This is a genomic window from Actinocorallia sp. B10E7, from assembly GCF_039871655.1.
In the GTDB taxonomy this organism is placed as follows: domain Bacteria; phylum Actinomycetota; class Actinomycetes; order Streptosporangiales; family Streptosporangiaceae; genus Actinocorallia.
Map to the genome: position 1 here is coordinate 453,985 of NZ_JBDPLZ010000005.1, position 18,162 is coordinate 472,146.

The 18,162-nt window shown below is 70.9% G+C and carries 18 protein-coding genes; 15 read left to right on the plus strand and 3 right to left on the minus strand.

Annotation, left to right across the window (positions count from 1 at the left end; all coding sequences use genetic code 11):
* The first annotated feature begins 133 nt into the window (after window positions 1-133).
* From ABGB12_RS19915 to ABGB12_RS19925, 3 genes are all read left to right on the plus strand, one after another.
* On the plus strand, window positions 134-466 hold the full coding sequence (locus ABGB12_RS19915; RefSeq protein WP_347680019.1) for an Lsr2 family protein: 333 nt from the start codon (window positions 134-136) through the stop codon (window positions 464-466).
* A gap of 276 nt (window positions 467-742) precedes the next feature.
* A complete protein-coding gene (locus ABGB12_RS19920) occupies window positions 743-3,259 on the plus strand; it encodes an ATP-dependent Clp protease ATP-binding subunit (RefSeq protein WP_347680021.1) in 2,517 nt (838 codons plus the stop codon).
* Window positions 3,260-3,387: 128 nt separating this feature from the next.
* Window positions 3,388-3,534, plus strand: a complete 147-nt coding sequence (locus ABGB12_RS19925; RefSeq protein ID WP_347680023.1) for a hypothetical protein — start codon at window positions 3,388-3,390, stop codon at window positions 3,532-3,534.
* A gap of 25 nt (window positions 3,535-3,559) precedes the next feature.
* Here the strand turns inward: ABGB12_RS19925 and ABGB12_RS19930 are convergent, their stop codons facing one another.
* Window positions 3,560-4,432 (minus strand): A/G-specific adenine glycosylase, encoded by an 873-nt coding sequence (locus ABGB12_RS19930; RefSeq protein WP_347680656.1) that lies wholly within the window; start codon window positions 4,430-4,432, stop codon window positions 3,560-3,562.
* 58 nt (window positions 4,433-4,490) lie between these two features.
* Here ABGB12_RS19930 and ABGB12_RS19935 point away from each other — a divergent pair, with 58 nt between their 5' ends.
* From ABGB12_RS19935 to disA, 3 genes are all read left to right on the plus strand, one after another.
* On the plus strand, window positions 4,491-5,201 hold the full coding sequence (locus tag ABGB12_RS19935; RefSeq protein WP_347680025.1) for a hypothetical protein: 711 nt from the start codon (window positions 4,491-4,493) through the stop codon (window positions 5,199-5,201).
* A 43-nt stretch (window positions 5,202-5,244) separates the two neighbouring features.
* The gene (gene radA, locus ABGB12_RS19940; RefSeq protein WP_347680027.1) at window positions 5,245-6,639 is read left to right on the plus strand and encodes a DNA repair protein RadA; all 1,395 of its coding nucleotides are present in this window, start codon (window positions 5,245-5,247) and stop codon (window positions 6,637-6,639) included.
* Between the two features lie 317 nt (window positions 6,640-6,956).
* Complete coding sequence (gene disA, locus ABGB12_RS19945; protein WP_347680029.1) at window positions 6,957-8,027, plus strand: DNA integrity scanning diadenylate cyclase DisA; 1,071 nt, start codon at window positions 6,957-6,959, stop codon at window positions 8,025-8,027.
* 89 nt (window positions 8,028-8,116) lie between these two features.
* Here disA and ABGB12_RS19950 read toward each other — a convergent pair whose 3' ends face one another.
* Together ABGB12_RS19950 and ABGB12_RS19955 are read right to left on the minus strand one after the other, a co-directional pair.
* Window positions 8,117-9,163 (minus strand): alpha/beta hydrolase, encoded by a 1,047-nt coding sequence (locus tag ABGB12_RS19950; RefSeq protein ID WP_347680031.1) that lies wholly within the window; start codon window positions 9,161-9,163, stop codon window positions 8,117-8,119.
* 63 nt (window positions 9,164-9,226) lie between these two features.
* A complete protein-coding gene (locus ABGB12_RS19955; RefSeq protein WP_347680033.1) occupies window positions 9,227-9,925 on the minus strand; it encodes a methyltransferase domain-containing protein in 699 nt (232 codons plus the stop codon).
* A gap of 113 nt (window positions 9,926-10,038) precedes the next feature.
* On the opposite strand from ABGB12_RS19955, the gene ABGB12_RS19960 reads away from it, so the two are divergent.
* From ABGB12_RS19960 to ABGB12_RS20000, 9 genes are all read left to right on the plus strand, one after another.
* On the plus strand, window positions 10,039-10,911 hold the full coding sequence (locus ABGB12_RS19960; protein ID WP_347680035.1) for a sugar phosphate isomerase/epimerase: 873 nt from the start codon (window positions 10,039-10,041) through the stop codon (window positions 10,909-10,911).
* A gap of 2 nt (window positions 10,912-10,913) precedes the next feature.
* On the plus strand, window positions 10,914-11,525 hold the full coding sequence (locus ABGB12_RS19965) for a TetR family transcriptional regulator (RefSeq protein ID WP_347680037.1): 612 nt from the start codon (window positions 10,914-10,916) through the stop codon (window positions 11,523-11,525).
* A 97-nt stretch (window positions 11,526-11,622) separates the two neighbouring features.
* On the plus strand, window positions 11,623-12,342 hold the full coding sequence (locus ABGB12_RS19970; protein ID WP_347680039.1) for an ABC transporter ATP-binding protein: 720 nt from the start codon (window positions 11,623-11,625) through the stop codon (window positions 12,340-12,342).
* Window positions 12,339-13,073, plus strand: coding sequence for an ABC transporter permease (locus ABGB12_RS19975; RefSeq protein WP_347680041.1), 735 nt, complete (start codon window positions 12,339-12,341; stop codon window positions 13,071-13,073). The genes ABGB12_RS19970 and ABGB12_RS19975 overlap by 4 nt, the downstream gene beginning before the upstream one ends.
* Window positions 13,074-13,093: 20 nt before the next feature.
* A complete protein-coding gene (locus tag ABGB12_RS19980; protein WP_347680043.1) occupies window positions 13,094-13,999 on the plus strand; it encodes a proline dehydrogenase family protein in 906 nt (301 codons plus the stop codon).
* Window positions 14,000-14,066: 67 nt separating this feature from the next.
* Window positions 14,067-14,861 carry a pyrroline-5-carboxylate reductase gene (gene proC, locus ABGB12_RS19985; protein WP_347680045.1) on the plus strand — a complete coding sequence of 265 codons (795 nt, stop codon included), beginning with the start codon at window positions 14,067-14,069 and terminating at the stop codon, window positions 14,859-14,861.
* Window positions 14,862-14,923: 62 nt separating this feature from the next.
* Entirely contained in the window at window positions 14,924-16,261 is a 1,338-nt protein-coding gene (locus ABGB12_RS19990) for a biotin/lipoyl-binding protein (RefSeq protein ID WP_347680047.1), read from the plus strand.
* Complete coding sequence (locus ABGB12_RS19995) at window positions 16,258-16,947, plus strand: ABC transporter ATP-binding protein (protein WP_347680049.1); 690 nt, start codon at window positions 16,258-16,260, stop codon at window positions 16,945-16,947. Before ABGB12_RS19990 ends, ABGB12_RS19995 begins: the two co-directional genes overlap by 4 nt.
* A complete protein-coding gene (locus tag ABGB12_RS20000) occupies window positions 16,944-18,128 on the plus strand; it encodes an ABC transporter permease (RefSeq protein WP_347680051.1) in 1,185 nt (394 codons plus the stop codon). The genes ABGB12_RS19995 and ABGB12_RS20000 overlap by 4 nt, the downstream gene beginning before the upstream one ends.
* The last annotated feature ends 34 nt before the right edge of the window (window positions 18,129-18,162 follow it).

An 18,162-nucleotide genomic window follows, 5' to 3' on the forward strand; every position in this document is an offset into this window, starting at 1 on the left:
CCCGCCGCAGAAGCCGTGGAAATCTTCCACGCGCTCTGAATTGTCAAGTGCTGACGGCGGGTATATGTTTAGGAACCGAATGGAGTTTGCCGGGGACGTCCCGGCACTGAACACTTGCGGAAAGGCCAGCCCCATGGCACGCGAAACTATTGTTCGTCTGGTCGACGATCTCGACGGCGGCGCGGCGGACGAGACCGTGTCGTTCTCGTTCGATGGTGTGGCCTATGAGATCGACCTCAGCGCGGCGAACGCGAAGAAGCTGCGTGATTCTCTGACGCCCTTCATCGAGCACTCCCGCCGGGCCGGCGCGGCCAAGCGGGGCAAGGCCGCCGGTGCCAAGCGCGGCGCCTCCAACCGCGAGCGCAGCGCCGACATCCGCGCCTGGGCCAAGGGCCAGGGCATCAAGGTGAATGAGCGCGGCCGTATTCCCGCCTCGGTCGTCGAGCAGTACGACGCCGCCCACTGAACTGAGTGGTAGCGATCACGCGAACGGCCCGCCTCTTGATCCGGAGGCGGGCCGTTCGCTTCTGGCGTATCGAAAAAGGTGGTCATCTCGGGATTTTGAGCGTCTGGGCGGGTAGCAGGGGTTAATGGCGGTTCCGGAGTCGTGGACGTTCGTTCGCCTGTGGCGTATCGGGAACATCGCATGGCGAACCGGTAGTTGGATGAGGATGAACAGCCTCGGCTCTGGGAAGGTCTTCACCTGATGGCCTCCTGCGGGGCGGTGTGAGGGAGCGACGAGATGTTCGAAAGGTTCACCGACCGTGCGCGGCGGGTGGTCGTCCTGGCTCAGGAAGAGGCCAGGATGCTCAACCACAACTACATCGGCACCGAGCACATCCTCCTGGGCTTGATCCACGAGGGTGAGGGTGTCGCCGCAAAGGCCCTCGAGAGCCTGGGGATCAGTCTCGAAGCGGTGCGCCAGCAGGTCGAGGAGATCATCGGCCAGGGTCAGCAGGCGCCGTCGGGGCACATCCCCTTCACCCCGCGTGCCAAGAAGGTGCTCGAGCTGTCACTGCGCGAGGCGTTGCAGCTGGGCCACAACTACATCGGGACCGAGCACATCCTGCTCGGCCTGATCCGCGAAGGCGAGGGAGTCGCCGCGCAGGTGCTGGTGAAGCTGGGAGCGGACCTCAACCGGGTCCGCCAGCAGGTGATCCAGCTGCTGCACGGCTACCAGGGCAAGGAGCCGGCCGCGTCCGGCGCGGCGTCGGAGTCCGCTCCCTCCACATCGCTCGTGCTGGACCAGTTCGGCCGCAACCTGACCCAGGCCGCCCGCGAGGGCAAGCTGGACCCGGTGATCGGGCGCGACAAGGAGATCGAGCGGGTCATGCAGGTGCTGTCCCGCCGCACCAAGAACAACCCGGTGCTGGTGGGCGAGCCCGGCGTCGGCAAGACCGCCGTGGTCGAGGGCCTGGCCCAGAAGATCGTCAAGGGCGAGGTGCCCGAGACGCTCAAGGACAAGCAGCTCTACACGCTGGACCTGGGCGCGCTGGTCGCCGGCTCCCGCTACCGCGGTGACTTCGAGGAGCGCCTGAAGAAGGTGCTCAAGGAGATCCGCACCCGCGGCGACATCATCCTGTTCATCGACGAGCTGCACACCCTGGTGGGCGCGGGCGCCGCCGAGGGCGCGATCGACGCCGCCAGCATCCTCAAGCCGATGCTGGCCCGCGGCGAGCTGCAGACCATCGGCGCGACCACCCTGGACGAGTACCGCAAGCACCTGGAGAAGGACGCGGCCCTGGAGCGCCGCTTCCAGCCCATCCAGGTCGCCGAGCCGTCCCTGTCGCACACCATCGAGATCCTCAAGGGCCTGCGCGACCGCTACGAGGCCCACCACCGGGTCTCGATCACCGACGGCGCGCTGGTGGCCGCCGCGCAGCTGGCCGACCGCTACATCAGCGACCGGTTCCTGCCGGACAAGGCGATCGACCTCATCGACGAGGCCGGCTCCCGGATGCGCATCCGCCGCATGACCGCGCCGCCGGACCTGCGCGAGTACGACGAGAAGATCGCCGACGTGCGCCGTGAGAAGGAGAGCGCGATCGACGCGCAGGACTTCGAGAAGGCCGCCGCGCTGCGCGACAAGGAGAAGCAGCTCCTGGCCGCCAAGTCCCAGCGGGAGAAGGAGTGGAAGGCCGGCGACATGGACGTCGTCGCCGAGGTCACCGAGGAGCTCATCGCCGAGGTCCTGGCCACGGCCACCGGCATCCCGGTCTTCAAGCTGACCGAGGAGGAGTCCGCCCGCCTGCTGCGCATGGAGGACGAGCTCCACCGTCGCGTCATCGGCCAGGAGGACGCCATCAAGGCGCTCTCCCAGTCGATCCGCCGCACCCGCGCCGGTCTGAAGGACCCCAAGCGTCCCGGCGGCTCGTTCATCTTCGCCGGCCCGTCCGGTGTCGGTAAGACCGAGCTGTCCAAGACCCTCGCGGAGTTCCTGTTCGGTGACGAGGACGCACTGATCGCCCTCGACATGTCCGAGTTCATGGAGAAGCACACCGTCTCGCGGCTGTTCGGCTCGCCTCCCGGCTACGTCGGGTACGAGGAGGGCGGCCAGCTGACGGAGAAGGTGCGCCGCAAGCCGTTCTCGGTCGTGCTGTTCGACGAGATCGAGAAGGCCCACCCGGACATCTTCAACTCGCTGCTGCAGATCCTGGAGGACGGTCGCCTGACCGACGCCCAGGGCCGGGTCGTGGACTTCAAGAACACCGTCATCATCATGACGACCAACCTCGGCACCCGGGACATCTCCAAGGGCCTGTCCATCGGCTTCGGCCGCGCGGACGACGCCAAGGGCGACTACGAGCGGATGAAGGCCAAGGTCGGCGAGGAGCTCAAGCAGCACTTCCGTCCCGAGTTCCTCAACCGCGTCGACGACATCGTGGTCTTCCACCAGCTGACCCCGAAGGAGATCATCCAGATCGTCGACCTGATGATCGCCCGTCTCGACGAGCGCCTGCGCGACCGCGACATGGGCATCGAGCTCAAGCAGGCCGCCAAGGACCTGCTGGCCGAGCGGGGCTACGACCCCGTGCTGGGCGCCCGGCCGCTGCGCCGGACCATCCAGCGGGAGATCGAGGACAACCTGTCCGAGAAGATCCTCTACGGTGAGCTCCAGGCCGGCCAGATCGTCGTGGTCGACGTCGAGGGTGAGGGCGAGAACGCCAAGTTCACCTTCAAGGGCATGCCGAAGCCGTCCTCGGTTCCGGACGTCGCCGAGATCGAAGGCGCTTCCCCGCTGAACCTGAAGAAGGACTGATCAGGCAGAGCGCGCCGGAAGGCCGCCGAGAGGCCCGTACTCCCCGTGAGTGCGGGCCTTTCGCATGCGTGCCCGAAATGCCCGCATTCCTTATGAATGCGGATTATTCATACGCTCTTTACGCGACGATGAACGGATGTCCGGACGGCGAAGGCCTGGGCAGACCGACCGGTCTAGTGCTTTCCCGGGACGGGCGTCACGCCTACATCGGCGACGCCGGCCACTCGCCGACGGGCGCGGGCGTCAAGGGCAAGATGCTGCGTTACGGGCTCTGAGCGCGGCGGGAACCGCTCTGAGGCCTCAGGAGGGGAGCGCGTACCTGCCGTCTTCCAGAGGGTCGACCAGACCGTCGGAGATCAGGCCGTCCAGGGCGCGCTCTCTTTGGACCGCGTCGGACCAGACGATGTCGAGGGCGGTCTTCTCCACCGGCCCGTGGGCTTCGCGCAGCACGGCCAGGAGCCGGCCTCGGCACTGGCGGTCGGTGCCGGCGTAGGTCTGGCCCCGCCGGGGCGGGCCGTCGTAGGGGGGCTTGCCGTCCAGATACCAGGCGCACTGGTCCAGGACGGGGCAGTCGGCGCAGCGGGGGGAGCGGGCCGTGCAGACCAGGGCGCCCAGCTCCATGACGGCCACGGCCCATCTGGCGGCCGTGGCGGGATCCTCGGGCAGCAGGGACTCGGCGAGTGCCACCTCGGCGCGTGTCTGGGTCTTCGGAGGGTGCTCCACGCCGGTTCTCAGACGGGCCAGGACGCGGCGGACGTTGGTGTCGAGCACGGCGTGCCGCTGCTCGAAGGCGAAACTGGCGACGGCCGCGGCGGTGTAGGCGCCGACCCCCGGCAGGGCCAGCAGGGTGGCGTGGTCGTCGGGGACCTCGCCGCCGTGCCGCTCGGTGATCGCCACGGCGCAGGCGTGCAGGCGCAGGGCGCGGCGCGGATACCCGAGCCGGCCCCAGGCGCGTACGGCCTCCCCGGACGGTTCGGCGGCCAGGGCGGCGGGGGTGGGCCAGCGCTCCATCCATTCGCGCCACACCGGCAGGACGCGGACGACCGGGGTCTGCTGGAGCATCAGCTCGCTGACCAGGATCGACCAGGGGGTCGCGGACGGCTCACGCCACGGCAGATCGCGGGCGTTCTTCTCGTACCAGCTGAGAACGGGTTCGGTGGGCATCGGCGCCAGCTTAGGGCTTACGCGTGTCGCTCGGGGAACCCGGAGATCGTAATCGCATACTGTCCGCATGGATTCGGCCACGCTGCGTCAAGAAGACGAGGATGACGAGGAGTACCAGGAGGCCTACTGGCGCCGCAGGGTGATCGCGCTCGGCGCGGTCGTCCTGGTCGTCGGCGGGCTGGCCTGGGGCTGTTCTGGCGACGGCGACGAGAAGGAGGCCGCGGCGAAGAAGGAGAAGCCCGCGGCGTCCCCGTCCCCGTCCCCGGTCCCGACCGTGTCCGGGAGCGGAGGGGCGTCCCTGGCGATCCCGACGGTCATGGTGACGGTGACCCAGACCGCGACCGTCGCCGCGCCCCGCAGGCGCGGGGACGTCTGCGCGGCCCGCGACGTGGTCGCCACCCTCACCCCCACCGTCCGGGAGTTCGCGCCGGGGGTGCAGCCGTCCTTCCGGCTGACCGTGGTGAACACGGGTGATCTGGACTGCACCTTCGACGTGGGCGCCCAGAAGCTGGTGGCGCGGATCAAGTCGGGCTCGGACAGGATCTGGTCCTCGGCGCACTGCGACGTCACGGAGGGTTCTTCCATCCAGATGCTGCGCAGGGGGATCCCCTACGCCACCACGCTGGTCTGGGACCGGCGCAGGAGCGGCAAGGGCTGCGACGGGCCCAGGGCCAAGGCCCTGCCCGGCACCTACGCCGTCCAGGCCCAGGGCGGCGGGGTGAAGACGGAGAAGAGCGTGTTCGTGCTCCAGGAGGGCGGGCGCGGTTCCGGGCGCTGAGGGCGGGTGCGCTTTTGTCGGTGCGGAGCCCTAGGGTCTGGACATGGCCAAAGCAGTGAAACCCGCCTACAGATGCGGTGAGTGCGGTTGGCAGACCGCCAAGTGGGTGGGGCGGTGCGGGGAGTGCCAGGCCTGGGGCACCGTCGCGGAGGCGGGCGCGGCCGCCCCGCCCCGCGTGGTGAGCGCGGGCCCGGTCAGCTCCCCGGCCCGGCCGATCGGCGAGGTGGACGTGCGCTCGTCGCACAGTCGGCCGACGGGGATGGACGAGCTCGACCGGGTGCTCGGCGGCGGGCTGGTGCCCGGCGCGGTGCTGCTGATGGCCGGCGAGCCCGGCATCGGCAAGTCCACGCTGCTGCTGGAGGTGGCGGCCCTCGCCGCCGACCGGGGCAACGTGCTGTACGTCACGGGGGAGGAGTCGGCCGAGCAGGTCAGGCTGCGGGCCGACCGGGTCGGCGCGATCGCCGAGCGGCTCTACCTGGCCGCCGAGACGGACCTGGGCGCGCTGCTGGGCCATGTGGAGACGGTGGAGCCCCAGCTGCTGATCGTCGACTCGATCCAGACGATCGGCTCGGCGGAGGCCGACGGGGCGCCCGGAGGGGTCACCCAGATCAGAGAGGTCACCGCCAACCTCATCAGGGTCGCCAAGGAGCGGGGCATCACGACGGTCCTCGTCGGCCACGTGACCAAGGAGGGCGCGATCGCGGGGCCCCGCCTGCTGGAGCACCTGGTCGACGTGGTCCTGTACTTCGAGGGCGACAGGCACAGCAGGCTGCGGATGATCCGCGCGGTGAAGAACCGCTACGGGCCGACGGACGAGCTGGGCTGCTTCGACCTGTCGGAGGTCGGCATCGTCGGCCTGGCCGACCCCAGCGGGCTGTTCCTGACCCGCAGGGAGGAGCCGGTACCGGGCACCTGCGTCACGGTCACCCTGGAGGGCAGGCGGCCGCTGGTCGCCGAGGTGCAGGCGCTGGTGGGGCCGAGCTTCCTGCCCTCGCCCCGGCGGGTCACCTCGGGCCTGGAGTCCAGCCGGGTGGCGATGGTGCTGGCGGTGCTGCAGCAGCGCGCCCGGATGAAGATGCACGAGAAGGACATCTACGTCTCGACCGTGGGCGGGGTGCGGCTGGCCGAGACCTCGGTGGACCTCGCGGTGGCGCTGGCCGTCGCCGGGTCGGACACCGAGCAGCCGCTCTCTCCCACGCTGATCGCGGTCGGCGAGGTCGGCCTCGCCGGGGAGGTGCGGCCGGTGCCGGGCGCCCAGCGCAGGCTGAGCGAGGCGGCGCGGCTGGGCTTCCGCAGCGCGCTCGTGCCCAGGGGGGCGCTGGAACTGGGCAAGGGCTCCCCGCTGCGGCAGTTGGGCGCGGTGGAGTTCGAGGGGATGAAGGTCATCGAGGTGGATCATCTGGCGGAGGCCACCCGGGTGGCCTTCACCGCCCCCTGACCGCGGTCTCCGGCGGGGCCGCCGTATGGGCCGGTGACCTGCGGGGAAGCGGGTTCCGCGGTCGGCGGGGTGGGCCGCGGCCGGTTCCTGGGTATGGGGGCAGGGGCGGGTTCGGGCCTTCCCGGGGGCTGGATCCGGTCTTCCGCGCGGAAAAAGAGGGGAACCGATGGGCCGGGACGGGCGTCACACTGGGGAGGGAAGCGGCCTCGATAAGCTGTCCGCTCTGTTTCTCCTTCGGGGGGCGTCTTTCGGGAGAGTTCTTCCGGCGGAAGGTCGAGGGCGCGCCTTGTTGACGACCGGCGACCTGCGGGGGTCAAGTGCCAGCACCAGAAAAAACCGTCGACGACAGACGCCGCGCCACCCTGGCGGCGGTGGCTCCGGGGACGTCTCTTCGTGACGGCCTGGAGCGCATCCTGCGCGGCCACACCGGCGGCCTGATCGTCCTGGGCTACGACAAGATCGTGGAAGAAGTGTGTTCCGGGGGTTTCGCCCTGGACGTCGAGTTCTCCGCCACCCGCCTGCGTGAGCTCGCCAAGATGGACGGCGCGATCGTGCTGGACTCCTCCTGCACGCGCATCGTGCGCGCGGCGGTGCACCTGGTGCCCGACCCGACCATCGAGACCGAGGAGTCCGGCACCCGGCACCGCACGGCGGAGCGGGTGGCCAAGCAGACCGGCTATCCGGTGATCTCGGTCAGCCAGTCGATGCGGATCATCGCGCTGTACCTGGACGGCCGCTACGTCCTGGAGGACTCGGCGGCCATCCTGTCCAAGGCCAACCAGGCGCTGGCCACTCTGGAGCGGTACAAACTCCGGCTCGACGAGGTGTCCGGCACCCTGTCGGCGCTGGAGATCGAGGATCTGGTCACCGTCCGCGACGTCACCGCGGTCGTCCAGCGGCTGGAGATGGTCCGCCGGATCGCCGACGAGATCGACGGCTACGTGGTGGAGCTGGGCACCGACGGGCGGCTGCTCTCCCTGCAGCTGGAGGAGCTGGTCTCGGGGGTGGAGGAGGAGCGCGAGCTGATCGTCCGGGACTACCAGCCGAGCGAGCGCCCCACCGAGGAGGTGCTGACCGCGTTGGACGAGCTGACCGCCAGCGACCTGCTGGAGCTGGGCGACGTCGCCCGCACCATGGACTTCAGCGGCGCGGACGCGCTGGACCTGCCGGTGAGCCCCAAGGGCTACCGGCTGCTGGCCAAGGTGCCGCGCCTGCCCAACCCCGTGGTGGAGCGGCTGGTGGAGCACTTCGGCGGCCTGCAGAAGCTGCTCGCCGCGACGATCGACGATCTCCAGGCGGTCGACGGGGTGGGGGAGGCCCGCGCCCGTTCGGTGCGCGAGGGCCTGTCCCGGCTGGCGGAGTCCAGCATCCTGGAGCGCTACGTCTGAGCCGCCCGCGGGCGCGGTCCCGGGGTCCGGGAGCGCCCGCGGGAGGGCGCACTGGTCACAGGCTCACTCCCGGACGGTGCCGGGCAACGTCAAAGGCTCTTGCGGGTGCGTTCGATCAGGTCGCCGAGGTGGTCGTTGACCAGCGAGGGGCGTTCCATCATCGCCATGTGCCCGGCGGTGGGGATGACCTCGAGTCGTGCCTCGGGGCACTTGGTGGCGATGGTGAGGCTGTGCTCGACCGGGGTCAGCGTGTCGTTCTCGGCGGCGATGATCAGGGTCTCGGCCTTCTGCAGGGGGGCGCAGGAACTCAGCTCCGGTGTGGTGATCATCGACAGGATGAAGCCGGTGAGGGCCTCCATCCGGGTCTGGGCCATCATGTTCTCGCTGAAGCGCACCGCCGAGGGGCTGGCGTCGGGGCCGAAGGCGATCAGGTCCTCCACCAGCATGGCGGCGTCGCGGCCCAGGTGGCGGACGCGCTCCAGGACGCCGGAGCCCAGGCCCGCCGCCCTGATGCCGCGCGGCAGCAGCAGCCGGTTGATCCGGGCGAGTCCAGCGGGCAGTCCGAGGGTGACCTCGTCCAGGCCGCCGGAGGAGGTGCACACCAGCCCGGCCGCCTTGACCTTGGAGCCGATGAGGTCGGGGTACTCGTCGGCGAACCGCATGATCGTGATGCCGCCCATGGAGTGGCCGACGAGCACGACCGGGGTCTGCGGCGGGACGGTCTGCTCGATGACGGCGCGCAGGTCGTGGGCGAGGTGGTCGACGGTGTAGGCGGTGTGGTCGTCGGCGGTGCCGGACCGGCCGTGGCCGCGGTGGTCCCAGAAGACGAGCCGGCCGAGGTTGCGCAGGGCCCTGCGCTGGAAGTGCCAGGAGTCGCCGGTGAGGGTCCAGCCGTGGCAGAACACGATGGCCAGGTCGTCGCGGTCGTCGTTGTCGATCTCGGCGTACAGCCGGGTGCCGTCGTCGGCCAGGACCGGCACGGGGGCGCCGCGCAGGGTGCCGAAGCCCTCTCCGGCGTGCGGGTCGGGGCGGAGCTGGAGACGGCGGACGGCGTGCCGCTGCAGGGCCACTCCGCTCGCGGCTCCCGCGGCGCCCAGTCCGAGGGCTGCCGCCAGCATCACACGACGACGACTCATGAAAGACCTCCTGTTTTCCGGCATTGTTATACAAGCCGTCTAGCTGGGGAAGAGTCGGCAGGGTCAGTAGGACCGATGCCACAGGTTGACCGCGTAGTCCACTTCCGTGCCCGGGACCTCGGCGAGGAAGCCGGAGGCCAGCTCGGCGGGGAACTCGATGTTCAGCACCGCCTCCAGCTCGGAGCGGTCGGCGAAGGCCCAGCGGATGGTCAGGGGGCGGCGGGAGAAGCCCTGGCGGGCCCAGAAGCGCTCCACCCCCTCGGGGTCGTACTCGGGCAGCCAGCGCCGGAACCAGCGGCCGAAGGTGGAGCGCGTCGCGTCGTTGTCGATGATGAAGGCGGCGCCGCCGCGCCGCGTCACCCGGGCGATCTCGCGCAGTCCGGGCTCGCAGCCGGGCCCGAAGAAGTAGGCCCAGCGGGCGTGTACGACATCGACACTGGAGTCGGGTAGCGGCAGGGCCTGGGCGGCGGCCGTGCGCACCGTCACATGACCCAGGCCGGCCACCCGGCGGCGGGCCGCGGCGGCCAGGCCGGAGTGGGGCTCGACGCCGATCACCCGGGCGGCGGACCGGGCGAAGAAGGGCAGGTGGAAGCCGGTGCCGCAGCCGACGTCCAGGACCGTGGCGCCGTCCCAGGGGCGCAGTTCCCGCATCGCCTCGGCCAGTACCCCGTCGGGGTCGACGGCGTTGTTCTCCAGCTCGTAGATCTGGGGGGTATTCCAGATGTTGGGGCTGGGTACGGCACCGGGGGCGATCTCTACCACGGACAGAGGGTAACCAACAGGGCTGATGGTTCGTCCTTTTCCCGCCAAGTACCGGTCCCGTCACGGCCCGGAACGCATAGGCTTTCGACAGAACGGCGAGAGAGCGAGGAGCCTTGTCCCGCAACGACGTAGCCAAGTCGATCAGGGTGCCCGACGCCCCGATCACGCTGTCCACCGCTTCGGTGTATCCCGAGAAGGTGCCGAGCGCCTTTGAGATGGCGTCCTGGCTGGGTTACGACGGGGTGGAGGTGATGGTCACCCTGGACGCCGCCTCCCAGGACCTCAACGTCCTGCGCCGGCTCTCGGAGTACCACCAGATGCCGATCAAGTCGATCCACGCACCCTGCCTGCTGTTCACCCAGATGGTCTGGGGCCGCGACCCGTGGGGCAAGCTGATGCGCTCCAAGGAGATCGCCGAGCGGCTGGGCGCCGAGGTGGTGGTGGTGCACCCGCCGTTCCGCTGGCAGCGCGACTACGCCCGGGAGTTCGAGGTCGGCCTGGCCCGCATGCAGGAGGAGACCGACGTGGTCTTCGCGGTGGAGAACATGTTCCCCGCCAAGGCGCGGGGCACCGAGCTCGGCATGTACTCCCCGCACTGGGACCCGACCGGCTACGACTACCCGTACCTGACGCTGGACACCTCGCACACCGCGGTCTCCGGCAGCGACGCGCTGGCGATGGCCGACCGCTACGGCGAGCGGCTGCGGCACCTGCACCTGGCGGACGGCGTCGGCATCCCCAACAAGGACGAGCACCTGGTGCCCGGCCGGGGCTCCCAGCCGTGCGGGGAGATCCTGGAGCGGCTGGCGCTGCAGGGCTTCCGCGGCCATGTCGTGCTGGAGGTCAACACCCGCAAGGCCACCTCGCGGGCCGAGCGCATCGAGGACCTCGCCGAGGCGCTGGCCTTCGCCCGGCTGCACCTGGCGGCCAGCGGCACCTGGGAGGTCTCGGCCTCCGGTGAGGTCTCACGGCAGCGCACCAGCTGACGATGCCCGAGGCGAAGGACACGGGGCCGGAACGCCCCGCCGAGCCCGTACGCCCGGGACGCCGCAGGGGGCCGTCCGGAACCAGGCCGCTGATCCTGAGGGCGGCCAGGGAGCTGTTCGCCGAGAAGGGCTTCGACGGGACCTCGTTGCGGGCGGTGGCCCGGGAGGCGGGGGTGGATCCGGCGATGGTCCACCATTTCTTCGCGGGCAAGGAGGCGCTCTTCGTCGAGGCGATGGAGTTTCCGGTCGACCCGGCGCGGCTGGTCCCGCAGCTCCTGGCGGGGCCGCGCGAGGAGATCGGCGAGCGGATGGTCCGGACGGTCCTCGGCCTGTGGGAGGACGAGGAGATGCGCTCCCGGGTGCTGGCGATCCTCCGTTCCGCCGCGGCGGGGGAGCAGGGCGCGGCGATGGTCCGGGAGTTCGTGACCGCCGCGCTGCTGGACCGGATGGTCGAGAGGCTGGAGATCCCGCCCGTCCGGGTCGCGATGGCCGCCTCGCAGATGCTCGGCATGGTGATGACGCGTTTCGTCCTGGAGATCGGGCCGATGGCGCGCGCCACCGAGGAGGAGCTGGTGGAGCTGCTCGCGCCGGACATCCAGCGCCATCTGGGCTGAGCCTCGCCCACTCTCGGTAGTTCACTGGCTACAGAGGCAGGTCTTTGTCCCGCCCTGAATCCTTGACGGTCGACCCTTGGCGATTTAAATTCACCGCATGATGAATTATGCCGTCCGGGTCGAGGACCTGAAGGTGCGCAGAGGCGGGCGGGAGGTGCTGCACGGACTGACCTTCCAGGTGCCCAGAGGGCGTGTGGTCGGGCTGCTGGGCCCCAGCGGCTGCGGGAAGACGACGCTCATGCGCTCGATCGTCGGAGTGCAGGTCGTCGAGAGCGGGACGGTCGAGGTCCTGGGCCGTCCGGCGGGCGCCGGGGAGGTGCGGAGCCGGGTCGGGTACGCCACCCAGAGCCCTGCGGTCTACCTGGACCTGACGGTCCGGGAGAACCTGCGCTACTTCGGCAGGGTGATCGGCGCGTCCAAGGACGACGTCGACCGGGCGATCGACCGGGTCGGCCTGGGGGCCCAGGCCGACCAGCTCGCCGGGTCCCTGTCGGGAGGACAGCTGGGCCGGACGAACCTGGCGGCGGCGCTGCTCGGCGAGCCCGAGCTGGTCGTCCTGGACGAGCCGACGGTCGGGCTCGACCCGGTGCTGCGCCAGGAGCTGTGGACGCTGTTCCACCGGCTGGCCGAGGACGGCACCACGATGATCGTCTCCAGCCATGTGATGGACGAGGCGGCCCGCTGCCAGCGGCTGCTCCTCATGCGCGCCGGGCGGATCCTGGCCGACGAGACCCCGCAGGAGCTGAGCGCGCAGACCGGCACGGACAACCTGGAAGAGGCGTTCCTGCGCCTCATCACCGAGCGGGAGGCCGTGTGAACGCCAGGGTGACGGGTGCGACGGCCCGGCGGATCCTCGAGCAGCTCCGGCACGACCCCGGGACGCTGGCGCTGCTCGTCGTCCTCCCCGCGCTGCTGATGGTCCTGCTGCGGTACGTCTTCGACGACCAGCGGACCTTCGACCGGATCGGGCCGATGCTGCTGGGCATCTTCCCGTTCGTGTTCATGTTCGTGGTGACCAGCGTGGGCACCCTGCGCGAGCGCACCGGGGGCACCCTGGAACGGCTGATGACGACCCCTCTGGGCAAGCTCGACCTGCTGCTCGGCTACGCCCTGGCGTTCTCGGTGGTCGCGCTGGTCCAGGTCGCGGTGATCCTGGTGGTGTCGCTGCCGTTCCTCGGGCTGGCCGTCGAGGGGCCGCTGTGGGCCCTGGTCCTGATCGCGCTGCTGGACGCTCTGCTGGGGGTGGCGCTCGGCCTGTTCGCCAGCGCGTTCGCCCGGACGGAGTTCCAGGCCGTCCAGCTCATGCCGGCGTTCGTCCTGCCGCAGACGCTGCTGTGCGGCCTCTTCGCCCCGCGCGACTCCATGCAGCCGGTGCTGTCCGCCCTGTCGGATGTGATGCCCCTGTCGTACGCGGTGGACGCGATGAGGGAACTGACCGTTTCGCCGGGATTCAGCTCGGGCCTCACCGCGGACCTCGCCGTCATCGCGGTCTCCGCCCTGCTCGCCCTGCTGGTCGGCGCGGCGACGTTGCCCCGCCGAACCCCCTGAGGAGGCCTTAGGGTGAAAGGGTGCTCCGCCGAACCCTGCTGGCCGCCTCGCGTAGTCCGGCCCTGCGCACGGCCGTCGTGACCGCCCCGGTGACCCGCCGGGTGGTGCGGCGGTTCGTCGCAGGGGAGGACGCCGCGAGGGCGCTGGAGACGGCGTCGCGGCTGCTGGACGACGGGCTCCTGGTCAGCCTGGACAGGCTCGGCGAGGACGTGCGGGACCCCGCCGGGGCCGCGGCGACGGTGCGGGCGTACGAGAAGCTCCTGCCGGAACTGCCCGAGGGCGTGGAGGTGTCGGTCAAGCTCACCGCGCTCGGCCAGGCGCTGGACGAGGACCTGGCGCTGGCGAACGCCCGCCGGGTCTGCGCCGCCGCGGCGCGGGCCGGCACCACGGTCACCCTCGACATGGAGGACCACACGACCGTCGACTCCACGCTGCGCGTCCTGTCCGCGCTGCGTGAGGAGCATCCGTGGGTGGGGGCGGTCGTCCAGGCCCAGCTGCGCCGGGCCGAGGAGTACTGCGCCGGCCTGGCCTACGAGGGGTCGCGGGTCCGGCTGTGCAAGGGCGCCTACGACCCGCCGCCGTCGGCGGGCTTCACCGCCAAGGCGGAGGTCGACAAGTCCTACGTGCGGTGCCTGCGGGTGCTGATGACGGGGCGCGGCTACCCGATGGTCGCCACCCACGACCCCCGGCTGATCGAGATCGCCGACGCTCTGCGTCTCGTCAACGGCCGCGGCTCGGACTCCTTCGAGTACCAGATGCTCTACGGCATCCGTCCGGACGAGCAGTTGAGGCTGGCGGAGACGGGCGCGCGGGTGCGGGTCTACGTGCCCTACGGTGAGGACTGGTACGGCTATCTGGTGCGGCGGCTCGCCGAACGCCCGGCTAACCTCGCCTTCTTCCTGCGCTCGCTCCCGACGCGTTCGTAGCCGCCGCGTCGCGTAGCCTCGGGCCGTCAGGCTTTCGAGCCGTTCGAACTACCAGGTCAGGTGTGTGATGATCGCGATTCTCGGTACCGGCAAGATGGGCGAGGCGCTGCTGGCCGGCGTCCTGCGGGCCGGTCGCCGCCCGTCGGAGCTGATGGTGACGGCCCGCCGCGAGGAGCGGGCGGCCGTGCTGCGCGAACGCTACGGGGTGGAGTCGGTGGCCAACACCGAGGCGGCGGCCAAGGCCTCGGTGCTGGTGCTGGCGGTGAAGCCGCAGGACATGGGGACGCTGCTGGCCGAGATCGGCCCGCACGTGTCGTCGGGGACCCTGGTCGTCTCGATGGCGGCGGGCATCACCACCTCCTTCATCTCCGAGCGGCTGCCGGCCGACGTCCCGGTCATCCGAGTCATGTCGAACACGCCGGTTCTGGTGGACGAGGCGATGAGCGTCATCTCCGCCGGGGCGCACGCCGGCGAGGCGCACCTGGCGCTCGCCGAGGAACTGCTGCGGCCGGTCGGCAAGGTGACGCGGCTGCCGGAGTCGCTGCAGGACGCGGCGACCGCGCTGTCGGGCTCGGGCCCGGCCTACTTCTACTACCTGGTCGAGGCCATGGTCGACGCGGGCATCCTGCTGGGCATGCCGCGCGCCGCGGCGCTGGAGCTGGTGATCCAGTCGGCGGTCGGCGCGGCGGTGATGCTGCGCGACTCCGGCGAGCACCCGGTGCTGCTGCGCGAGGCGGTGACGTCGCCGGGCGGGACGACCATCGCCGCCATCCGCGAGCTGGAGAAGCACGGGGTCCGCGCCGCGGTCCTGGAGGCGATCGAGGCGGCCCGCGACCGGGGCAGGGAGCTCGCGGGGGGCTGAGGTCGGCTTACTTTCATGCCAGAACTCTGTTTCTGGGGTTTATGGGGAAATAGCATGCCCGTGTGGCATCGCTTCGATTCCTTCCCCCCGCCCTCTCCTTCGCCCTCACCGCGGTGCTGCTCAGCGGCTGCTCCAGCGGCGACGAAGGAGAGCGGCCGCGGCTCGGCACCGTCTCCCGAGGCTCGGTCACCGAGGTCGTCGAAGCCCCCGCGACCCTGACGGCCAGGGCGGACGTCACCCTGCGCAGCCCGGCCGACGGCACCATCGTCCAGCTCAAGGTCAGAGACGGCGACCGGGTGAAGAAGGGACAGGTGCTCGCCCGGATCGACTCCCCGGCCGCCGAGGAGCAGCTCGACCAGGCCAGGGAGGCCGACCGGCAGGCGGCGCGCGGCACCTCCATGCCCTCGGGCCTGAGCCTCGGCTCGTTCCGCGCCCAGTCCGACCGCATCGCCCGGCGCGGCTTCAAGAAGGCCCGGGAGGCCGCGAAGAAGATCCGCGACCCCCGGGACCGGGCCAAGGCCCTCGCCGAGATCGCCAAGGCCGAGGGCGACTACGCCACCGCGGCGGGCGCGGCGCAGCTCGCCGTCACCCGGCTCAACACCGGGCTGGGCAGTATCACCTCGGCGCTGTCGTCCCTCGGCGCGTCCAGCAGGGTGCAGACCCGGGCGGCGGTGAAGGCCGCCGAACGCACCGCGGACGGGCTGGTCCTGAAAGCGCCGTTCGCGGGAGTGGTCAGCCTCGGCGGCCCGGCGGGAGGCAACGGCTCGTCGTCGGCGCTCTCCGGCCTGATGCCCTCGTCCCTGGCCGGGCTGACCGGCGGGCTGAGCCTGCCCGGCGCGTCCAGCGACCCCTCGTCCATCGCGGTCGGCGTCCCGATCTCCTCCGGCGCGGCGGTCGTGACCGTCACGGACGTGTCGGAGCTGCGCCTGACCGCCGACATCGACGAGTCGGACATCCTCAGGGTCAAGCGCGACGGGGAGGCCGAGGCGGACTTCGACGCGCTGCCCGAGGCCGACTACGACGCGAAGGTCTACAGCGTCGGCGTCACCCCTTCGGAGAACTCCGGAGGCGGCGTCACCTACAAGGTGCAGCTCACGCTGGAGGACGGCACCCTGCCGGACGGATCGAAGGCGCCCGAACCCAAACCCGGCATGAGCGCGATCGTCCGGCTGAAGGTGCGCGAGGTCGAGAACGTGCTGACGGTGCCGACCAGCGCCGTCGTCAGCAGCGGCCAGAACAGCACCGTGTGGGTCGTGGAGAACGGCGAGGCCGTCCGGCGGACGGTCACGCTCGGCGCCGAGGGCGACGCCACCGTCGAGGTGCTGACGGGACTGAAGGACGGCGACCGGATCGTCGTGGGCGCGGCCGACTCGGTGCGGCAGGGACAGGAGCTCGGGTGAGCGTCCCGGCGCTGGAGGCCGTGGACGTCACCCGCACCTACGAGATGGAAGGCGTCCAGGTCCAGGCGCTCAAGGGCGTCAGCCTGACGATCGAGCAGGGCGAGTACGCGGCGATCCTCGGCCCGTCCGGATCCGGCAAGTCCACCCTCATGCACCTCCTCGGCGCGCTCGACCGGCCCAGCTCGGGAGTGCTGAGAGTCGGCGGACGCGACGTCGCGACGCTCGACGACGCCGAACTCGCCGAACTGCGCAACGAGCACATCGGCTTCGTCTTCCAGTCCTTCCATCTGCTGGCCCGCACGACGGCCGTCGACAACGTCGGAATGCCGCTGATGTACCGGGGCGTGCCGCGGCCGGAGAGACGCGAACGCGCGATCGCCGCGCTGGAGCGGGTCGGGCTGGGGCACCGGCTCGACCACCGGCCCAACCAGATGTCCGGTGGCGAGCAGCAGCGGGTGGCCATCGCCCGCGCCCTGGTCGGCGAGCCGCAGCTGGTGCTGGCCGACGAACCGACCGGCAACCTCGACACCAGGACCGGAGACGAGGTGATGGACCTGCTGGAGCGGCTCAACGCCGAGCAGGGCGTGGCGGTCATCCTGGTGACGCACGAACCGGACGTCGCCGCGCGGGCCCGCCGCCAGATCTACATCCGGGACGGCCTGATCGAACGGGACACCGCCGCATGAGGACGTCCGAACTCTTCCGGGTGGCGTTCGAGGCGCTGCGCGCCAACCGGGTGCGGAGCCTGCTCACCATGCTCGGCGTCATCATCGGCGTGTGGGCGGTCGTGGTGCTGGTCGCGATCGGCGGCGGCGCCCGGGACATGGTCGAAGGGGAGATCGAGGGCCTCGGCTCCAACATCATCTTCGTGGTCCCCGGCGAGTTCGGCCTCGACTCCGGCGGCCCCACCGTCAGCAGGCTCGACCTGGAGGACGTCGAGGCGCTGCGCCGGATAGCGGGCGAGGACGCGGTGACCGCCGGGCTCAGCTCCAGCGAGGTGGTGCGCGCCGGCTCCCGCGAGGTGTTCGCCTCGATGCTGGGCGCCGACGAGAACGTCCCGAACGTCTACGTCAGGCCGCTGGACAAGGGACGCCACCTGTCGGAGATCGACGTGGAGACCCGGCGCAGGGTCGTCGTGCTCGGCTCCCAGGCCGCCGAGAAGCTGTTCGGAGAGGTGGACCCGCTCGGCAGGCAGGTGACGATCGGCGGAGGCAGGTTCCGGGTCGTCGGGGTCTTCGAAGAGGTCGGCCAGACCTTCGGCCAGTCCCGCGACAACGAGGTGCAGATCCCGCTGACGACCGCGCAGCGCATGCTGGGCGTCACCCGGGTCGACTACATGGCGGTGCGGGCCGCGGACGCCGACTCCGTCGAACCGCTGCAGGACCGGCTGGTGCGGACGCTGGAGGAACGCCATCAGGGCGAGCGGTACTCGGCCGTCACCCAGACCCAGCTGCTGGGGACCATCGGGACGGTACTGGGCGCGCTCACCGGAGTGCTGGCCGCGATCGCCGCCATCTCGCTGCTGGTCGGCGGGGTCGGGGTCTCCAACATCATGCTGGTGAGCGTGCGGGAGCGCACCCGGGAGATCGGCCTGCGCAAGGCGCTCGGCGCACGGCAGCGGGACGTTCTGGCGCAGTTCCTGGTGGAGGCGGTGCTGCTCACCTCCACCGGCGGGGCGCTGGGCATCGTGCTGGGCGTCGGCACCGCGCTGGCCATCGCGGCGCTCTCACCCGTCCCGGCCGTCATCGCCTGGTGGTCGCCGGTGATGGCGTTCACCGTCTCGGCCGCGGTCGGCGTCTTCTTCGGCGTGATGCCGGCCAGACGGGCGGGCAGGCTCGACCCGGTGGTGGCCCTCAGAGCCGACTGATCCCGAACGCGAGGTATCCGATTGTCGCTACGCG